Origin of the sequence: Hyphomicrobium sp. NDB2Meth4, assembly GCF_900117445.1 — a bacterium.
Lineage (GTDB): Bacteria > Pseudomonadota > Alphaproteobacteria > Rhizobiales > Hyphomicrobiaceae > Hyphomicrobium_A.
This window is the reverse complement of record NZ_FPEJ01000001.1, coordinates 403,728-421,198: the sequence shown is the minus strand read 5'-3', so window position 1 is coordinate 421,198 and position 17,471 is coordinate 403,728. Positions and strand designations below refer to the sequence as shown.

General features: G+C 63.1%; 16 protein-coding genes. 6 read left to right on the top strand and 10 right to left on the bottom strand.

What is annotated here, in order from left to right:
- The first annotated feature begins 10 nt into the window (after positions 1 to 10).
- The 3 genes from NDB2M4_RS01985 to NDB2M4_RS01975 are packed head-to-tail and all read left to right on the top strand — an operon-like array spanning position 11 to position 2,977.
- Complete coding sequence (locus NDB2M4_RS01985; protein ID WP_083555646.1) at positions 11 to 1,513, top strand: sensor histidine kinase; 1,503 nt, start codon at positions 11 to 13, stop codon at positions 1,511 to 1,513.
- Positions 1,497 to 1,943: a response regulator gene (locus tag NDB2M4_RS01980; protein ID WP_139247056.1), complete on the top strand. Its 447-nt coding sequence runs from the start codon at positions 1,497 to 1,499 to the stop codon at positions 1,941 to 1,943. The genes NDB2M4_RS01985 and NDB2M4_RS01980 overlap by 17 nt, the downstream gene beginning before the upstream one ends.
- Positions 1,940 to 2,977 (top strand): response regulator, encoded by a 1,038-nt coding sequence (locus tag NDB2M4_RS01975; protein WP_072369367.1) that lies wholly within the window; start codon positions 1,940 to 1,942, stop codon positions 2,975 to 2,977. Before NDB2M4_RS01980 ends, NDB2M4_RS01975 begins: the two co-directional genes overlap by 4 nt.
- Before the next feature lie 565 nt (positions 2,978 to 3,542).
- Here NDB2M4_RS01975 and NDB2M4_RS01970 read toward each other — a convergent pair.
- A complete protein-coding gene (locus NDB2M4_RS01970) occupies positions 3,543 to 3,989 on the bottom strand; it encodes a nuclear transport factor 2 family protein (protein ID WP_072369365.1) in 447 nt (148 codons plus the stop codon).
- A gap of 364 nt (positions 3,990 to 4,353) precedes the next feature.
- Positions 4,354 to 4,593 (bottom strand): hypothetical protein, encoded by a 240-nt coding sequence (locus NDB2M4_RS19895; RefSeq protein ID WP_139247055.1) that lies wholly within the window; start codon positions 4,591 to 4,593, stop codon positions 4,354 to 4,356.
- A gap of 404 nt (positions 4,594 to 4,997) precedes the next feature.
- On the opposite strand from NDB2M4_RS19895, the gene NDB2M4_RS01960 reads away from it, so the two are divergent.
- Positions 4,998 to 6,152, top strand: a complete 1,155-nt coding sequence (locus tag NDB2M4_RS01960) for a glycerate kinase (protein ID WP_072369360.1) — start codon at positions 4,998 to 5,000, stop codon at positions 6,150 to 6,152.
- Positions 6,153 to 6,209: 57 nt separating this feature from the next.
- Here NDB2M4_RS01960 and cowN read toward each other — a convergent pair whose 3' ends face one another.
- The 4 genes from cowN to NDB2M4_RS01940 all read right to left on the bottom strand — a co-directional run bounded on the left by cowN (position 6,210) and on the right by NDB2M4_RS01940 (position 9,418).
- The gene (gene cowN, locus NDB2M4_RS01955; protein ID WP_072369358.1) at positions 6,210 to 6,527 is read right to left on the bottom strand and encodes a N(2)-fixation sustaining protein CowN; all 318 of its coding nucleotides are present in this window, start codon (positions 6,525 to 6,527) and stop codon (positions 6,210 to 6,212) included.
- A gap of 137 nt (positions 6,528 to 6,664) precedes the next feature.
- On the bottom strand, positions 6,665 to 7,444 hold the full coding sequence (locus NDB2M4_RS01950; protein WP_072369356.1) for a LytTR family DNA-binding domain-containing protein: 780 nt from the start codon (positions 7,442 to 7,444) through the stop codon (positions 6,665 to 6,667).
- Positions 7,445 to 7,534: 90 nt separating this feature from the next.
- A complete protein-coding gene (gene aguB, locus NDB2M4_RS01945) occupies positions 7,535 to 8,395 on the bottom strand; it encodes an N-carbamoylputrescine amidase (RefSeq protein ID WP_072369354.1) in 861 nt (286 codons plus the stop codon).
- Entirely contained in the window at positions 8,396 to 9,418 is a 1,023-nt protein-coding gene (locus NDB2M4_RS01940; protein WP_072369353.1) for an agmatine deiminase family protein, read from the bottom strand.
- Between the two features lie 346 nt (positions 9,419 to 9,764).
- Here NDB2M4_RS01940 and NDB2M4_RS01935 point away from each other — a divergent pair, with 346 nt between their 5' ends.
- A complete protein-coding gene (locus tag NDB2M4_RS01935; RefSeq protein ID WP_072369351.1) occupies positions 9,765 to 11,264 on the top strand; it encodes a Spy/CpxP family protein refolding chaperone in 1,500 nt (499 codons plus the stop codon).
- A 128-nt stretch (positions 11,265 to 11,392) separates the two neighbouring features.
- Here NDB2M4_RS01935 and NDB2M4_RS01930 read toward each other — a convergent pair whose 3' ends face one another.
- Positions 11,393 to 13,765 carry a heavy metal translocating P-type ATPase gene (locus NDB2M4_RS01930; protein ID WP_072369349.1) on the bottom strand — a complete coding sequence of 791 codons (2,373 nt, stop codon included), beginning with the start codon at positions 13,763 to 13,765 and terminating at the stop codon, positions 11,393 to 11,395.
- A 66-nt stretch (positions 13,766 to 13,831) separates the two neighbouring features.
- Here NDB2M4_RS01930 and NDB2M4_RS01925 point away from each other — a divergent pair, with 66 nt between their 5' ends.
- A complete protein-coding gene (locus tag NDB2M4_RS01925) occupies positions 13,832 to 14,107 on the top strand; it encodes a metal-sensitive transcriptional regulator (RefSeq protein ID WP_072369347.1) in 276 nt (91 codons plus the stop codon).
- Between the two features lie 120 nt (positions 14,108 to 14,227).
- On the opposite strand, the gene NDB2M4_RS01920 is transcribed toward NDB2M4_RS01925, so the two are convergent.
- The 3 genes from NDB2M4_RS01920 to fabB all read right to left on the bottom strand — a co-directional run bounded on the left by NDB2M4_RS01920 (position 14,228) and on the right by fabB (position 17,397).
- On the bottom strand, positions 14,228 to 15,079 hold the full coding sequence (locus tag NDB2M4_RS01920) for a glutamate racemase (RefSeq protein ID WP_072369345.1): 852 nt from the start codon (positions 15,077 to 15,079) through the stop codon (positions 14,228 to 14,230).
- A 97-nt stretch (positions 15,080 to 15,176) separates the two neighbouring features.
- Positions 15,177 to 16,040, bottom strand: a complete 864-nt coding sequence (gene fabI, locus NDB2M4_RS01915; protein WP_072369343.1) for an enoyl-ACP reductase FabI — start codon at positions 16,038 to 16,040, stop codon at positions 15,177 to 15,179.
- A gap of 124 nt (positions 16,041 to 16,164) precedes the next feature.
- Entirely contained in the window at positions 16,165 to 17,397 is a 1,233-nt protein-coding gene (gene fabB / locus NDB2M4_RS01910) for a beta-ketoacyl-ACP synthase I (RefSeq protein WP_072369341.1), read from the bottom strand.
- Positions 17,398 to 17,471: the final 74 nt, after the last annotated feature.

Below are 17,471 nucleotides of genomic sequence, written 5' to 3'. Positions count from 1 at the left end.
AAGGGTACTAGTGCTGGTCAGCAAGTTTAATCTGATGCGTGCGACGGTGAGCTTTGTTGCCGTCGGCATGCTCATCCTGCTGGGCATCGTCGGCCTCTCTTATTGGATGCTGGATCGTACGGGGCAGTCGACCGAGGAGTTGATTGCAACGCGTGACATGCGGAGCAGGCTGGTTGACCTTTTATCCGTCGTCCAAGACGCGGAGACTGGGCAACGCGGATTTCTTCTCACCGGCGAGGACCGTTACCTCACGCCATATACCGTGGCTGTGCGCGCGACGGACGAGAAGTTCGATGCGTTGCGGCGGGCCCTCGCCAGGCAACCCGATTCCGAGCAATTCCTCAGTGACCTGAAATCTGCGCTTGACGACAAGCTCGGCGAGCTTTCGCAGACAGTCGAACTCAGGAACGGGGGCAAAATCGATGAAGCGATGGCGCTCGTCCGCTCGGACCGCGGCAAAGATCTCATGGACCGGATTCGGTCGCTGATCGGTGGCCGGCGAGAGATGGTCGAGGCGCGCCTGAACCGAGCCGTGATCGCGCAAAGAGACAATGCTCTGATCCTGCAAAGGAGCATCATTGCCGGCGGTATTCTCATACTTCTGGCGGGCGCCGGGGCCGCATGGACGCTGACCCGTTACACGCGGGAGCTGGTTCATGCGCGATCGGAACTCGAGGTACTCAACTTCGGGCTCGAAGAGAGAGTGAAAGAGCGGACGGCTGATCTGGAGCGGGCCAACGAAGAGGTTCAGCGCTTTGCGTATATCGTGAGCCACGACCTGCGAGCTCCGCTCGTAAACGTGATGGGCTTTACGACGGAACTCAAAGCCTCCTTGGAGCCGCTGCAAGAGATCGTCAACGATCCAGTTGTCCAGGAACTGCCGAGGATCGCCGAGGCGAAGGCCGCGGTCGAAACGGATATTCCCGAGGCGCTGTCGTTCATCAAAACATCGACGAAAAAGATGGATGGTCTGATCAACGCCATTCTCAAGCTGTCGCGCGAGGGACGGCGCGTGCTCAATCCGGAACGGGTTGACCTCGAGGCTTTGTTCGCGGGGATCGAGGGGAGCGTCCAGCACCAGCTGCAGGAAAGCGATGGTTCGCTGGTCGTGGAGACTGCTTTGCCCACGATCGTCGGCGACAAGCTTTCGTTGGAACAGGTCTTCGGCAATCTGATCGACAACGCCCTGAAATATCAGGCTGCGGACCGGCCACCGGTGGTCAAGATCCGGGTCCGCCCTCAATCGGACAGTATGGTTATGATCGAGGTTGAGGATAACGGTCGAGGAATTGCCGAGCAGGACCATACGCGCGTGTTTGACCTGTTTCGGCGGGCAGGCAAACAGGACAAGCCGGGAGAAGGGATCGGACTTGCCCACGTGCAGGCGCTGGTTCGGCGCATGGGCGGGCAGATAACTCTTGCTTCGGAGCTTGGAAAGGGCACGACGTTTCGAGTAAGAATTCCACGCAACCTTCGATTTGTATTGGAGCGCTTAGGTGAGTTTAGAGGGTAAACCCGTCGCCATCGTTATGATCGAAGACGATGAGGGTCATGCGCGGCTCATCGAGCGCAACATTCGTCGTGCCGGTGTGAACAACGAACTTATTCCGTTCACAAACGGGTCTTCGGCGCTCGAATATCTGCTTGGCGCGGACGGAAGCGGAGAAGTCAGTGCGGGACGTCAACTGCTCGTCTTGCTGGATCTCAACCTTCCCGACATGACGGGCATTTCAATCCTCGAGAAGATCAAGAACAATCGACATGTGAAAAGATCGCCCGTCATCGTTCTCACTACGACGGACGACGCGCGCGAAATCCAGCGCTGTTATGATCTCGGTGCCAACGTCTATATCACCAAGCCGGTCGACTACGATAACTTCGCCAATGCAATTCGACAGCTTGGGTTGTTTTTCGCCGTGATGCAGGTGCCGGAGACTCAGTGACCGACCGCGTCGCACGCATTCTCTATATCGATGACGATCCTGGTCTCGGGCGCCTCGTGCAGAAGGCGCTGCAGGGAGCGGGTTACGTCGTCGTTGCGGTTACCTCCGGCGAGGCGGGATTGGCGAAGCTCGGGGCTGAACAGTTCGACGTCGTAGCGCTTGATCATCACATGCCAGGGCAAGACGGGCTCGATGTGCTTGTTCAAATTCGTGCCCTGGCGGACGCTCCACCCGTCGTCTATGTGACCGGTTCCGATGATAGCCATGTTGCCGTGTCTGCATTGAAGGCCGGTGCAGTCGATTACGTATGGAAAGACGTTCAAGGGCACTTTCTCGATCTGCTGGTCCAGGCGGTTGGCACCGCTCTCGAAAAGGAGCGGTTGCGGCGGGACAAGGAGGCGGCCGACCGTGCAATCGTCGAAGCGCGCGACAGGGCCGAACTCTTGCTGCGCGAGGTCAATCATCGCGTTGCAAATTCACTCGCCATCGTAGCTGCGCTGACAAATCTGCAGCGCAACTCGCTGACGGATCCATCGGCGCGTCGCGCGCTCGATGAAATGCAGGCGCGCATCCTAGCGATAGCGGGAGTGCATCGCCGCCTCTACACGTCGCAGGACGTACAGTGGGTGGATATGCAGGCATACTTCGGCGGCCTCATCGAAGAGTTGCGCAGCGCCATGCTGGCGTGGGGCAGCGACTACGAGATTTCGCTCGAGGCGGATCCGATCAGCTTGCCTACGGACAAAGCGGTTTCGCTCGGCATCATCGTGACGGAACTGGTGACGAATGCCTACAAGTACGCATACGTCGAAACCGAGCGGGGTGATATCCAGGTCCGGCTGGTGCGAGAGGGGGAAGCGGCGCGCCTCAGTGTTATCGATGAGGGTGTGGGCTTCGTTGGCGCAAAGGCGTCCGCGGGTGGGACGGGGCTAGGCACCCGGGTCATCAAGAGCATGTGCGTCCGTCTAAGTGCGGAGTTCGTCTATGCGCCAACAGAACGGGGAACGCATGCGATGCTGCGCTTTCCCCTGTAGTTGGGCGGACGGCGTTTGAGCTTTGCGAGGCTGCGACGTTGAGTGTTGATCAAGGTCAAGTCTTCGAGGCGGGAGTTGGAGCACATTCTTCGCAGCCACTATCCCTTTCCCTAGGAGGAAGGCCCTTCCCAAGAATTCCCATTCCCGGGGCCGCGTGGTCAATTCTGGGGTGCCGCTGCCGAGCGATCGGCTGGCACCTCTTTTTTTTTGTGGTAGGCGCCAAGCTTCTCCGATGGGGAGTGTTTGAGGCAATTTTCTGCGGGCGTACTAAGCGGTGATTGGCGCGGTTTGAATATGCTCTCCATCGGTGATGTTGGAGACTTTGTTCATGTCACGCTACGCTCTTTTGCCCGCCTTGGCGGCGTTGTTGGTGATGTCTGCCCTAGCAGGAACGCCGACCCGGGCCGCTCCGGTCAGTGGTTTCAGCGCTGTCCCCGGCTCCAGCGCGCATAGGTCAATGATCGTCGAACAAGCAGGCTGGCGCCGCTGGCGGGGGCATCGCAATTGGTGGTGGCGTTGGCGTCGCTGGTAGGTGTCCGAGCCGACGTGGCTCAGCCTCGCTGCGTCACTCGGCGAGCAGGGCCTTCTCGATTGCTGCTTCGCCAGAGATCATGCGCCAGAAGGCGATCATCTTGGCTGCGTCATGGAACTCTTCCAACCGCGCGATTTTATCGTCGCGGTACGTGATGAGCTGACGATAGGAGCCAACCAGGGTGTGACGGGTCGTCTTGTGCCGGATGTAGCACTCGATCTTGGCGCGCCCGATGCCGTCATGAAAACGGAAGTACTCGGACACCGAGACGCTCTCGGCGACCTCGAGAATCTGCCGTAGCGTTTCGCGGTAGGCCACCTTGCCGGTGATGGTGAGGGGGCCGCCGTCAGGTCCGCCTGTGTTGCAGAAATAGGTGAGGTCATCGCAAATGTGGCGAGTGGCGCCCTCAATGTCCCCATTGCTCCAGGCTGCATGCGTAGCCTCGAGAATGACCCGGGCGCGACATTCGTCCAGCTGCATTTCCCCTAAACCCTTCTCACCAGCTCCGGTATGAGCGACCGTGGCGTCGGCCGCAGGATACTGATGGGATCGTCGCCAGCAATTTCCGCGAGAGCCCAACCAAGCTTCCTGATCAGGCCAGGCATTCTGCCAGCTCAGTCAAGCAAAGCAAGCCCCTCAATTGAATAGAATCAGTCCACTGATTGTCTGTTGTGGCGCACATCTTCTGTGCAGCGGTGCGCGGGCGTTTACCAGTGTGATTCGGGGAACCTGATTTTCCTCGCGGTAGGTCATGCAGTCGTGGATGAACGCCCGCGGACAGGCGCGGATAATCGCCCGCGGATTAGGCAATTTGGAACGCAGTTACTGCCACTTGGGCACCGAACTAGGCGGCTTCAATTTCTGTTACGGCGGTTATCTGGTGGGGCATGGGGGCGCTTGCATCGGCGTTCGGCCAGAGCCCTTCAGCAACGCGTCTGCGTCCGGCTCCCGCAACGCTAACATCGATGAATCCAGCATCTCGCAATCGAGCGGCGACGGCTTCGTTGCCCGCCAAGCTTTCGAGCACGCCGAGAGAGATCTCGGCGCGGTAGCGATAGCCACGACGTACGGTGAAGGTGCTCACGCTTGTCCTTTCGATAGAGAGTGGGTTCGCCGCACGATATTGCCATCCTGCGTTGCCCCCGTGGACCACGGGGTGGCCACGAAGGCGCGATACCAAATCGCGAAGGGCGAGGCCCGCTGCTGCGCCGAGCCGTCAGTCGTTGCGATTGCGGCGGTTGCTCCGGAGTGCAAGTATTTGGTAGGCAACGTTAAAAAATGACCGTAAGGGCAGGCGGGCAGGGGATCCCCAAGAGGGGACTTGCGTACGAGTGCTCGGGCATCTTTAACCATGCTCAGTGATGGCTTTCGGGCCACCCTCGGCAAAGAAAGCAACTTTAATCAAGCACGCGACACAGTGCATGCTTTCCCAGTATCCTGACGCCGATTAGCCGTTGGCGCGCAAGCGTCCGTGAGAAGAAGTGCTCAATGAAGATCGTTATCGCTCCCGACTCGTTCAAAGAAAACCTCACCTCCCTAGAAGTGGCGACTGAGATCGAGACGGGCCTCAAAAGGGTCTGGCCGGACGCCACCTACGTGAAGGTGCCGATGGCCGATGGCGGCGAGGGCACTGTGCAATCGCTGGTCGATGCGACGGGCGGGCAGATCGTCAAGGTCGAGGTATCAGGGCCGATGGGCGCGCGGGTGCTCGCGTCCTATGGCCTGTTGGGCGACGGCCGCACCGCGGTGATCGAGATGGCAGAGGCGTCCGGCCTGCCACTGGTGCCCAAAGAACAGCGCAACCCGTTGGTTGCCACGACGTTCGGCACGGGCGAACTGATCGCTGATGCCATCAACCGTGGCGTGACCGAGATCATTCTCGGCATCGGCGGTTCGGCAACCAACGATGCCGGTGCCGGCCTGGCGCAGGCGCTTGGCGTGCGGTTCCTCAATTTCGGCGGAGCGCTGATCCCCGATCTCATCGCGGGCGGACACCTGGACAAGGTGCAGGCGGTCGATATGTCGGCCGTCAATCCGGGTCTGGCGAAAATCCATATCAGCGTCGCGTGCGACGTTACCAATCCACTGTGCGGCGAGAAGGGTGCCTCGCGGGTCTATGGTCCGCAGAAGGGTGCTACGCCGGAGATGGTTGAGCAGCTCGACAAGAACCTCGCTCACTTTGCGCACGTCATTAAACGCAGCATCGGTGCTGATGTCATCGATCGCCCGGGCGCGGGCGCCGGCGGCGGCATTGGTGCAGGCCTGATGGCCTTCACGAACGCCGAATTGAAGCGCGGTGTCGAGCTCGTCGTTGCGGCGACGCGCCTCGAAGATCAGATGCAAGGCGCATTCCTGGCCGTGACGGGCGAGGGCCGGGTCGACTTCCAGACCGCGTTCGGCAAGACGCCGTCGGGCGTTGCTGCCGCGGCACGCAAGCATGGCGTTCCGGTCGTCGCGATCGGCGGTGGCCTCGCGGACGATGCCGGCGGCGTGTTTGCGCACGGGATCGACGGACTGGAGACAGCGACGCCGAACGCGATGCCGCTCGAGGTAGCGATCAAGAAATCGCGCCAGTATTTGCAGGACGCCGCGGAGCGTGCTGCGCGCCTGATCGCGATCGGTCAGCGGATGCCGAAGGCCTGAACTGACACCTGGCTCGCGCCGGGGAGACGCCGCTCTTGTTGGCGGCGTCGCCGTGTTTCAGAAGCACTCCTCTTCGAGCTTCTTCAGGGCGGTAATTGCTGCGTCGTCGTCATGGTCCTCGAACAGCTCGGCCATGTAGTACGTGTGCGAATGCAGTAGCAGGAGCTTATCGTAAATCGCCGAGCCGCCGGTCTCGGCGCTCGTGAGGCGCTGTAGGAAGCGATCCCAGAACGGGTTGGCGTGCGCTGGATCATCGATGTAGCGGCGCAGGTGCCCGAGTACGGCCCGCATGTTGCCCTCAAAGTCGATGCCGCGGAACGTCAGGTAACGGTCGGGCTGCGCCGGAATGGCGAGGCTATCGAGAGATGATGTCATCGGACACCTTTCAGGTTCCTGGAGACGCGGGCGAGCGCGTTGCGGGAAGGTGGCGTGACGGCGTGGTGGCCTCAACGTCAGACGCTCGGGCTACGAGCGTCGTGCATGGGCTGCATCAGAGCTGCACGAACGGCGGCTCAGACCGCCAGTAGCCGGCGGACTGTCTCGACCTTGGTGCGGCTGACGGGAATGCGTGTTGCGGCTTGGTCTGCAAGGATGAGGTGCCAGCTGCCGTCCAAGCGCTCGGCGCCGCGCACGTGGCGCATGTTCACGACATAGCGGCGGTGCACCCGCAGGAAGGCTGCCGGATCGAGGCGGCGTTCCAGATCGGCGAGCGGGCGCGGGCAGAAGGCCGAATAGGAAAGGGTCTTGGCTTCGGCGTAGTGCCCCTGCGCAACCAGGCATACGACATCGGCAACATCGATGAGACTGATGACATCCGTCTTTCCGCGCACCAGCGGGAGCTTCATCAGCGGGCAGAGGGCATCGGCGGGCAGCTTGCCGTCTGAACCTGCGTTCGTGCCAGTGATCTGGCCCATGACGGGTGCGTTAGAAAGAGCGTGGACGATCATGCAATAGCCAGTCAACGCGCCGTCGCCGCCATCGAGACGGCTGACCTTGGCGACCATGCTGGCGCCGGCAGTGGCCACGAGGAGGGAAGCGTTTCCGTCGGGCGACGTTCGTGCGCGCTCGATCAGCCAGGCGATTTTGTCGCGCGCTTGCTGGGGATGAAGGTCCACGATGTTGGCGCCCAAGACAGGTGCTCTGCCTGAGGCCAGCAGCCGTTGAGCAACGGGGTTTACGGAGCGGATCGAGAGGTCAGGGTCAAGCAGCACCACGCCCGCCGGTGTGTGCTGTAACCGGTACTCGAACGAAGCCTCGGAGGGCCGGTGCTGCTCCGCTTCTTTCGTGGGCATGTCCTGCGTCCGTTGCTGCCGGTTCGCCGGTTGGGGAGACGCAGGATATTCGGGCGGCAAGCCGGGTGGCAAACGACTGCTTGACCTCGGTCAGATGATGCTCTTGGCGTAGAGGTCGGTGCGGCGGTCGCGGAAGAAGCCCCAGTCGGCCCGGTAGCTCTCGATTTCATCGAGGTCGAAGGTGTGCACGAGCACGCCTTCCTCGTGTGCGCCGAACGACTGCACGATCTCGCCGCGGTGATCGGCGATGAAGGAGTGGCCGTAGAAGCGCTGCTGTGCTCCGTCGTTTTCCTCCAGGCCGATGCGGTTGGCAGCTATGATGGGCACAGCGTTGGAGACGGCGTGGCCCTGCATGGCACGCTGCCACTGCAAGTGCGTGTCGAGGCTCGTGTCGTAGGGCTCGGATCCGATGGCGGTGGGATAGAACAGCACCTCTGCGCCGGCGACAGCCATAGCGCGCGCGCATTCGGGGAACCATTGGTCCCAGCAGATCCCGACGCCGATGTGCGCGGGCTTCGTCTTCCAGGTCTTAAAGCCGGTGTCGCCGGGCCGGAAGTAGTACTTCTCCTGATAGCCGGGACCATCAGGAATGTGGCTCTTGCGGTAGACGCCAAGGATCGCGCCATCAGTGTCAGCAATGGCGATGGAATTGTAATAGCGCGGGCCGTCTTTCTCGAAGAACGAGATGGGGATGACGATCTCGAGTTCGGCGGCGAGCTTCTGCAGCGCGAGCACGCACGGGTGCTCGCCCACCGGGAATGCGGTGGTGAACCATTTCGGATCCTGGCGCGTGCAGAAGTAGATGCCCTGGAACAGCTCTGAGGGCAGCACGACTTGAGCGCCTTCTTTAGCGGCCTCGCGCACGAAGGCTTCGGTGCGGGCGATGTTGTCGCGCAGGTCGTGGCCATACCAAGTCTGGATGCCGGCGACAGTGAGCGTGCGGTTCGACATCTAGCGCGGCTCCTGCTGGGTGATGCAGTGGAACGATCCGCCGCCAGCGGTGCCGCAGCCGAGCAGGCCCTTCGACGGTACGCCGATGACCTTGTGATCGGGGAACACCTGCTGCAGCGCGGCGATCGCAGCGTCCTGCGTCGGCGTCCCATAAACGGGGACGATGACAAGACTGTTAGCGATGATGAAGTTCATGTGTGACGCGGGCGATACCTCGCCGAGCGCGTTACGGTAGAGGCCGACGCCTGGAATGCGCGTCACCTCCAGCTTGCGTCCGGTCGCGTCCGTTGCCGCTTCGAGCGTCGCGGCGATGGCGTTGAGCGTTTCGGCGTTGGGATCATCCTCGCCGGCGGGCGCCTGACAAACTACGCGGCCGGGGCCGACGAAGCGGGCGATATTGTCGATATGTCCGTCGGTGTGGTCGTTCTTCAGACCTTCGTCGATCCAGATGACCTTGCGCGCGCCAAATGCTTCGGCGAGGGCCGCTTCTGCCTGCTCCTTGGTCCAGCCATTGCGGTTTGGATTGAGCAGCGTCTGGCGCGTGGTGAGGACGGTGCCCTCGCCGTCATGGTCGACGGCGCCGCCTTCGAGCACAAAGGGGAAGCGGCGGATGGGGGCGTCGGCGAGCGCCGCCACCTCGTCTCCGACAGTGGCGTCGTCGGGCAGATCGTACTTGCCGCCCCAGCTGTTGGTTGCGAAGCGCAACGCGACGGGCCCGAGGTGGGTGCGGGCGAAGATGGGGCCGGTATCGCGCAGCCAGATATCGCCGTAGCGGGCTTGCACGAAGTCCGCCTCGCCGCCGAGGGCCGCGCGGGCGGAGGCCTCGGCTTCCGGGCCGTTGACCAGCAGCCGGACCGTGTTCGCCTCGGCCAGTGCGTGCACCAGGGCGGCGACGTCGCGGCGTGGCGCATCGAGGTCGCCGTTCCATTCATCGGCGTTGGCCGGCCAGGCGGTCCAGATGGCCTTCAGCAGCGCCCATTCGGGCGGCACGGTGATGGTCGTCTCGGTCACGTCGGGAAGCATCGTTACTCCTGGCTCCGCAGCTGAACGGATCAATAGCGGCGCGCGCGGCCGTTGGGGAGCGTCATATCGTGATGCGCGGCCTTGTTCACCAGTGGCATGACGACGTACCGGGCCTAAACGTCAGGTTGGGGGCAGGAAACGTCCTATCACCAACTCCTGACGAGTGGTTGCGGCGATCGTGACAACTACAACGAGATGCGGAAGCCTTTGTTTGCGCTAGGCCAAGGTCGCCCGGCGCTCATGAGGCTCTCGTCATACCTTCCAGGCTATCCAGCATTCAGACGTCGGTGGGCATTTCTGTACGGGTTCGGCCGGCGCCATTTCATCAGCTCCCTGGAGGGAATTCATGATCCGCAGCACGGCTCTTGCGCTGGCCGCAACCGCTTCGCTTGGCGCACTCGCACTGGTCACGGACGCGGAAGCGCGTGGTGGCGGCGGGCATTTCGGTGGCGGTTTTGGTGGCGGCCACTTCGGTGGCATGCGCGACTTTGGTGGCGGCATGCGGGACTTCGGTGGTGGTCGCGATTTCCGCCCTGAGTTCCACCAGGAGGAGATGCGCGCACCGCGGGCCGAGGATCACCGGGAGCCCGAGCACCAGGAGGATCGCGACCGCGCAGACGATCGTCGCAATGATGATCGCCACGCCGACGACCACCGCGCCGATGATCACCCGGCCGATGACCACCACGATGACCAGCGCGCCGATGATCGCCGCGACGATCGCAGGGACGACCGGCGCGATGACCGCCGTGACGACCTCGCTCACAACTGGAACAACTGGCACCAGCCGGTGAACGCCGGCCACTGGAACCACAACGCGTTCTGGAACAACAATTGGAACGCTCGCAACTTCAACTGCTACAACTGCCGCTGGGGCTGGGCTGGCGGTGTGTTCTGGCCGTTTGCCTGGGGCGATATGTGGTCGTTCGCGTGGTGGCCTTTCGCGGGCAGCGCGCCGTTCTGGGACTACGGCGTCGATTACATCATGGGCGGTCTGTTCTGGCCGTACGGCGCTTACGCTTGGCCGTCGGGTGGCTATGGTGCAACCGCGTGGACACAGTCGGACAACAACTACGTCTATGCGCGTGAATCGCATCAGGACGTCTACAGCTCCGGCCCTTCGGGCGGCGGCAGCAACGACCAATCATCGGCCGCTGCTTCTACGCCAGTTACACAGGACGACAGTCAGAATCCGGAAATGGCAACCTGCGCCGGCTTTGCTCCAGGCGTGAGCGGCCTGCCGGTCGACAAGATCAAAGCCAGTGTCGATCCGCACGGTGATCAGCTCGCCGACCTGAAGGCGCTCGAATCGGCGTCGAACAAGGCCGAGAGCCTGCTCAAGGCGTCCTGCCCCAACTCTCCGCCGCTTACGCCGGTTGGCCGTCTCGATGCGCTGCAGAAGCGTCTCGACGCGATGGTGCAGGGGCTCGATCTGGTGAAGATGCCGCTCGCCAAGTTCGACGGATCGCTGTCAGCCGATCAGCGCGCCAAGCTCGATGCGCTGGGTGGCGACAAGGCCGATCAGCCCGCGAAGCTGTGCTCGACGCAGAACCAGGAGTTCATCAACGTGCCGACGCAGGAGATCATCGCGACGGTCGATCCGGACGACAAGCAGAAGGAAGCGCTCGAGCATCTGGACGATGTTTCGGCAAAGGCCGCCGCGATGCTGCAGGGCACTTGTCCGTCCGACATTCCGTCATCAACGACGGCGCGTCTCGACGCGATGGACAAGAGGCTCAAGGCGACGGTGACGGCGATGAACGAGATCCGTCCGGCTCTCACCGGGTTCTACGATTCGCTGAGCGATGAGCAGAAGGCGCGCTTCAACACGATGCCGAGCCAGTAAGTGGCGACACGGGCTGAGGGAAGCTGTTTGTGCGGCGGTTGTCGCGCGAGTGGATAGCCCGGCCCGGGGCCCCTCTGGCCCTGAGCGAGGCGTGCAATGCACGCCTCGCTGAAGTTTAGCGGGTGTCGTCAGTCGAGTTTGGCGTGGCGAAGGCGCAGGGCGTTGGTGATGACGCTGACGGACGACAGCGACATCGCGGCGGCGGCCATGATCGGCGACAACAGAATGCCGAACGCCGGGTAGAGCACGCCAGCGGCGATGGGCACGCCCGCTGCGTTATAGATGAACGCGAAGAACAGGTTCTGGCGAATGTTGCTCATGACCGCCTCGGAAAGGCGACGTGCGCGCACGATGCCTTGCAGGTCGCCCTTCAACAGAGTGATGCCGGCGCTCTCGATGGCGACGTCGGTGCCGGTGCCCATGGCGATGCCGACATCGGCTGCGGCAAGGGCGGGCGCATCGTTGACGCCGTCACCGGCCATGGCGACGATGCGGCCTTCGGCTTTCAGCTTGTCGACGACGGCGCTTTTCTGATCGGGCAGCACCTCGGCTTCCACATCGGTGATGCCGAGGCGGCGGGCGATGGCGTCGGCCGTGGTGCGGTTGTCACCGGTCAGCATGACCACGCGAATGCCGTCTGCGCGCAGAGCGTCGAGTGCTGCTGCGGTGGTCTGCTTGACGGGATCGGCTACGGCAATGACGCCGGCAGGTGTGCCGTTGATGGCAATGAAGATCGAGGTGGCGCCGTCCGCGCGCAGCTTTTCAGCGGCAGCTTCAAGCGGGCTGGTCTCGATGCCGAGTTCAGCGAGGAAGCGGGCGTTGCCGATGACGATGCGCTTGCGCTCGACCATGCCTATCGCGCCCTTGCCCGTCGGAGAGTCGAAGCCCATGACGCGGGAGAGCTCGATGTTCCGCTCCTTTGTCGCGGCGACGATGGCTGCGGCAAGCGGATGCTCGCTGGCGACCTCGACGCTGGCGGCAAACTTGAGGACGGTTTCCTCGTCGAAGCCGTCAGCCGGCACGACGGCCACGACCTTCGGCTTGCCCTCGGTGAGGGTGCCGGTCTTGTCGACGACCAGGGTGTCCACCTTCTCCAGCCGCTCCAGCGCTTCGGCGTTCTTGATCAGCACGCCAGCGTGGGCGCCGCGGCCCACGCCGACCATTATCGACATCGGCGTGGCGAGGCCCAGGGCGCACGGGCAGGCGATGATGAGCACGGTGACGGCGGCGACGAGACCGTAGGCGAGGCGCGGTTCGGGGCCGAATGTCGTCCAGGCGAAGAATGCGATGATTGCTGCGGCTATCACGAGTGGCACGAACCAACCGGCCACCTGGTCGGCAAGCCGCTGGATCGGCGCACGCGAACGCTGTGCCTGAGCCACCATCTGCACGATCTGCGAAAGCAGAGTGTCGCGGCCGACCTTGTCGGCGCGCATGATAAACGAGCCGGACTGATTGAGCGTGCCGGCGATCACCTTGGCTCCGGTTTCTTTCGTCACGGGCATCGACTCGCCAGTGACCATCGATTCATCGAGCGATGAGCGACCTTCCAGAACGACGCCGTCGACGGGGACCTTCTCGCCCGGGCGTACGCGCAGCTTGTCACCAACGCTGACCTCGTCGAGGGCGACGTCCTCGTCTGAGCCGTCCTCCTTCACGCGGCGTGCGTTCTTTGGGGCAAGGTCGAGCAGCGCGCGGATCGCGCCAGAGGTCTGCTCGCGCGCACGCAGCTCCAACATCTGGCCGAGCAGCACCAGCACGGTGATGACAGCTGCGGCCTCGAAGTAGACGGCAACCGAGCCGTCGGGCTGACGGAAGGCCGGCGGGAAAATCTGCGGCGCGATGGTGGCGATCACGCTGTAGACCCAGGCAACGCCTGTGCCCATGGCGATCAGCGTGAACATATTGAGGTTGCGCGTGAGAAGCGATTGCCAGCCGCGTTCGAAGAACGGCCAGCCAGCCCACAGCACCACTGGCGTCGCGAGGACGAGCTGTATCCAGTTTGAGATGCTGGGCGGGATGAGGTGGTGCAGGCCGAACAAGTGGCTGCCCATCTCGAGGATGAACACGGGAAGGGTGAGAGCGAGCCCGATCCAGAAGCGGCGGGTGAAGTCGATCAGCTCGTGATTGGGTTGCTGCTCGGCCGTCACCAGCTCGGGTTCCAGGGCCATGCCGCAGATGGGACATGAGCCCGGACCGACCTGCCTGATCTCAGGATGCATCGGGCAGGTGTAGATCGTGCCTTCGGGGACCGGCTCGGGCGGGTGCTCGTCCTTGTTCAGGTATTTGGCCGGATTGGCGATGAACTTCGTGCGGCAGCCAGCGGCGCAGAAATAGTAGGTGCGGCCGCCGTGGTCGGCGCGGAACTTGGCGGTGTGCGGATCGACGTCCATGCCGCAAACCGGGTCTTTGGCCATGCCCGAGCCGGGCGCCTGAGAGGCGGGCGGGTGCCCTCCGCAGCAGTCCTTGTGGTCGGGGGTGTCATGGCGGTGATCGGACATGTTGCGGTTCCACACGACCTGGCAGGGTGGTTGACCATGTATACCCCCTAGGGGTATAGGTCAAGTATGAGACAGCCAGCTAAAGATTCATGCCTGAAGCGACTTGGCCGCATAGAAGGCCAAGTGCGCGGGATTTCGCGCATGGTGACCGAGGACCGTTACTGCATCGACATCCTTACGCAGGTGTCGGCTGTTCGGGCTGCCCTGCGGCGGGTGGAGGAAGAGGTGCTGCGTGACCACGTGGCGCACTGTGTCGAGCATGCCATCGCCAGCGGGGACGCCAATGAGCAGCGTCAAAAGGTGGCCGAGCTGATGGAAGTTTTTGCGCGGGCCGAGCGGTAGTTTTTTTAGCTGACACGAACTGAGGGAAGCTTGCTGTGTGGCGCGCCACTAGGCGCGGGCGCCCTTGGCGCCTTGCCGCTTCGCGCGGCAGTCGAGGCCCGCTGCGCGTTTGAAGATGGCTCAGGCGGCGGAGAGGGCGAAGGGGGCGACTTCGGGCCAGAAGACGCGCGCTCTGGCGCTGATGTCGGCCGGGTTGGCGGCTGTCGTCAGCAGCGTAAGCGATCCGCCGGCATCTCCCGCGGTGTAGTGCGCGTGACGTGCGAGGTAGTCTTCGAGGCTGTCGGCGACGACCTCGGGCTGCGAGAGGATGCGCGTGAATGGCGGCAGGTGTCTGCGGAACAGATGCTCTACGAGCGGGAAGTGCGTGCAGCCGAGGATGGCGCGGTGCGGCGGCAGGCCGTTCGTCTGCGCGAGGAGGCCTTCGACGCCTTCGACGACGAGGCGCTCAAGCTCGGCTTCAGGGGCCTCCTGCTCGATGGCGCCGGCCAGAGCTGCGCACACCTGCTGCACGACTGTGACGCGCGGGCAGCGTTTGCGGATCTCCTCGGGGTAAACGCCCGAAGCAATGGTACGCGTGGTGCCGAACACGCCAACGACGTCGGTGTTGTACTTCTGCGGGTACTGCGGCGTTGAAACTGCCCACGGCGTCTGCGTAGCGGCTTCGACGGTCGGCGCAACGATGCCCAGGACGTTGTGGCCGCGCCACTTGCTTTGCGGAAGCCAGTTCTGCTGCAGGTGACGCGCGGCGACGGCGGTTGCCGTGTTGCAGCCGAGCAGAACCAGCTTGCAGCCTTGAGAAAAGAGGGCCTCGGTGCTGGCGCGCGTCAAATCGATGACCTCGTCCGACGGGCGGTTGCCGTACGGGACGTTGGCATGGTCCCCCAAGTAGAGGAACGATTTGTCGGGGAAGCGGTCGACGAGTGCGCGAAGCACCGTCAGTCCCCCGAGACCTGAATCGAAGACGCCGATCATGCGCGTGTGTGAGCCGGCATCGTCAGATCGTCAAGATGCCTCGATTTGTGGGAACTGGCGGGCATCGCAGCCCGCCAGAATGATCGTGCGATCGCGGTTACTCTGCGGCCGCGGGAGGCGAGCGGTGCGATGCGTCGGCATCGAGCTGCTTCAGCGTATCAAGGCTCGGCATGGCGACGGTCGAGTAACCGCAGTCGACGAAGTGCACTTCGCCGGTCACCGCGCCGGACATATCCGAGAGCAGGTACAGAGCGGAGCCGCCAACCTCGTTCAGCGTCGGCGTGCGGCGCAGAGGGGCGTTCTCTTTCTGGAAATTGAAGATCACGCGTGCATCGGACACGCCGGCGCCGGAGAGCGTGCGCATGGGGCCAGCTGAGAGTGCGTTGACGCGAATGTTCTGCGGGCCGAGGTCAGCAGCGAGATAGCGCACAGAGGCTTCGAGCGCAGCCTTGGCGACGCCCATGACGTTGTAGGACGGCACGGACTTGGTGGCGCCGCCGTAGCTCAACGTCAGCAGCGAGCCACCGTTGGGCATCAGCGCTGCAGCGCGCTTCGATACCTCGGTGAAGGAGAAACAGGAGATCACCATGGTGTTGGTGAAGTTCTCGCGCGTGGTGTTGACGTAGCGGCCGGACAGCTCGCGCGGATCGGAGAAGGCGAGCGCGTGGACCACGAAGTCGAGGGTGCCCCATTCATTCTTGATGCGCTCGAAGACGCGATCGACGCTGTCGAGGTCGAGCACGTTGCAGGGCTCGATGAGCTTGGAGCCGAGGTTCTGCGCCAGCGGCAGCGCGCGACGGCCGAACGCGCCGTCCTGATATGTGAAAGCCAGTTCGGCGCCCTGGCCGGCGGCGATGCGGGCGATGCCCCACGCGATGGAGCGCTCGTTGGCGACGCCCATGATGAGCCCGCGTTTTCCTGCCAGTATCGGACCCGGCTTTGCGAGGTCGATTTCAGTCATGGGTGTTCCTGTCGTTCCTAAAGTGCGGTGGGCCGGACGGCCCTCAAGCGTCTAGTCAGCCGATCGGCGCGAGACGCGCTGTTCCCGGCATAACAAGCTTCTAGCGGGCCGCAATCGGGCTCTTTTAGCCGGTCACGCGGCGAAAAACGAGCGTGGCATTAGTACCGCCGAACCCGAAACTGTTCGACATCACGCAATTAAGGCTAACGTTATCAAGGCGCTCGCGCACGATCGGCACATCGGCCAACTCGGGGTCGATTTCCTCAATATTTGCGCTCTCGCAGATGAAACCATTGTTCATCATCAGTAGCGAGAAGATCGCCTCCTGAACGCCGACGGCGCCCAGCGAATGACCCGTCAGCGACTTGGTGGCCGAGATCTTCGGCACGTCGCCGTTGAACACCTTGCGGATGGCTTCGATCTCGCGCAGGTCGCCGATCGGCGTGCCGGTGCCGTGCGGGTTGATGTAGTCGATCTTGCCGCCGACGCCATTACCGTCGAAGCCGCGGAGCGCGAGCTGCATGCAGCGTACTGCGCCTTCGCCGGACGGAGCGACCATGTCGTAGCCGTCGGACGTCGCGCCGTAGCCGACGACCTCACCGTAAATGCGTGCGCCGCGCGCCTTGGCGTGCTCGTACTCTTCGAGGACCACAACACCGGCGCCGCCGGCGATGACGAAGCCGTCGCGGTTCTTGTCGTAGGCGCGGGAGGCTTTGGCCGGCGTGTCGTTGTACTTCGACGACATGGCGCCCATCGCGTCGAACAGCACGGACAGTGTCCAGTCGAGTTCTTCGCAGCCGCCTGCGAACATGACGTCCTGCTTGCCCCACTGGATCAGCTCGGTGGCGTTGCCGATGCAGTGTGCGGAAGTGGAGCAGGCTGAGGCGATGGAGTAGTTCACGCCCTTGATCTGGAAGCTGGTGGCGAGCGCGGCCGAAGGACCCGAGCACATCGCTTTGGGGACCTCGAACGGGCCGACCTTCTTCGGGTCCTTCTCGCGCGTCACATCCGCTGCGGCGACGATGGCGCGCGTCGAGGGACCGCCCGATCCCATGATGATGCCAGTCCGCTCGTTGATGACGTCCTTTTCTTCGAGGCCGGCATCGCGGATCGCCTGATCCATAGCGACGTAGTTCCAGCCCACGCCATCGCTCATGAAGCGGCGCGGCTTGCGCGGCACCTGGGATTCCCAGTCGATGTTAGGCGCGCCGTGAACTTGGCAGCGGAACCCAAGCTCTGCGTATTTGTCAGCGCGGACGATTCCGGACTTCCCTTCGCGTAGGGAAGCGAGCACTTCCTGGCTGTTGTTTCCAATCGAGGAAACAATGCCCATGCCCGTGACGACCACACGTCTCATCCGCCCATCCTCTTGTACCGGAAGCTTTCGGCTTTTCTCGCTGTTCGGCTCCGGCGGAAGCGAGCACGAAATAC

Excerpts from the sequence above, each read along its gene's own strand:
- NDB2M4_RS01950 (WP_072369356.1), bottom strand. The coding sequence starts at position 7,444 with ATGCCCACGAAAGAAGCGGAGCAGCACCGGCCCTCCGAGGCTTCGTTC.
- NDB2M4_RS01935 (WP_072369351.1), top strand. The coding sequence starts at position 9,765 with ATGATCCGCAGCACGGCTCTTGCGCTGGCCGCAACCGCTTCGCTTGGC.
- NDB2M4_RS01960 (WP_072369360.1), top strand. The coding sequence starts at position 4,998 with ATGAAGATCGTTATCGCTCCCGACTCGTTCAAAGAAAACCTCACCTCC.
- cowN (WP_072369358.1), bottom strand. The coding sequence starts at position 6,527 with ATGACATCATCTCTCGATAGCCTCGCCATTCCGGCGCAGCCCGACCGT.
- NDB2M4_RS01930 (WP_072369349.1), bottom strand. The coding sequence starts at position 13,765 with ATGTCCGATCACCGCCATGACACCCCCGACCACAAGGACTGCTGCGGA.
- fabB (WP_072369341.1), bottom strand. The coding sequence starts at position 17,397 with ATGAGACGTGTGGTCGTCACGGGCATGGGCATTGTTTCCTCGATTGGA.
- fabI (WP_072369343.1), bottom strand. The coding sequence starts at position 16,040 with ATGACTGAAATCGACCTCGCAAAGCCGGGTCCGATACTGGCAGGAAAA.
- NDB2M4_RS01925 (WP_072369347.1), top strand. The coding sequence starts at position 13,832 with ATGAGACAGCCAGCTAAAGATTCATGCCTGAAGCGACTTGGCCGCATA.
- NDB2M4_RS01940 (WP_072369353.1), bottom strand. The coding sequence starts at position 9,418 with ATGCTTCCCGACGTGACCGAGACGACCATCACCGTGCCGCCCGAATGG.
- aguB (WP_072369354.1), bottom strand. The coding sequence starts at position 8,395 with ATGTCGAACCGCACGCTCACTGTCGCCGGCATCCAGACTTGGTATGGC.
- NDB2M4_RS01920 (WP_072369345.1), bottom strand. The coding sequence starts at position 15,079 with ATGATCGGCGTCTTCGATTCAGGTCTCGGGGGACTGACGGTGCTTCGC.
- NDB2M4_RS01970 (WP_072369365.1), bottom strand. The coding sequence starts at position 3,989 with ATGCAGCTGGACGAATGTCGCGCCCGGGTCATTCTCGAGGCTACGCAT.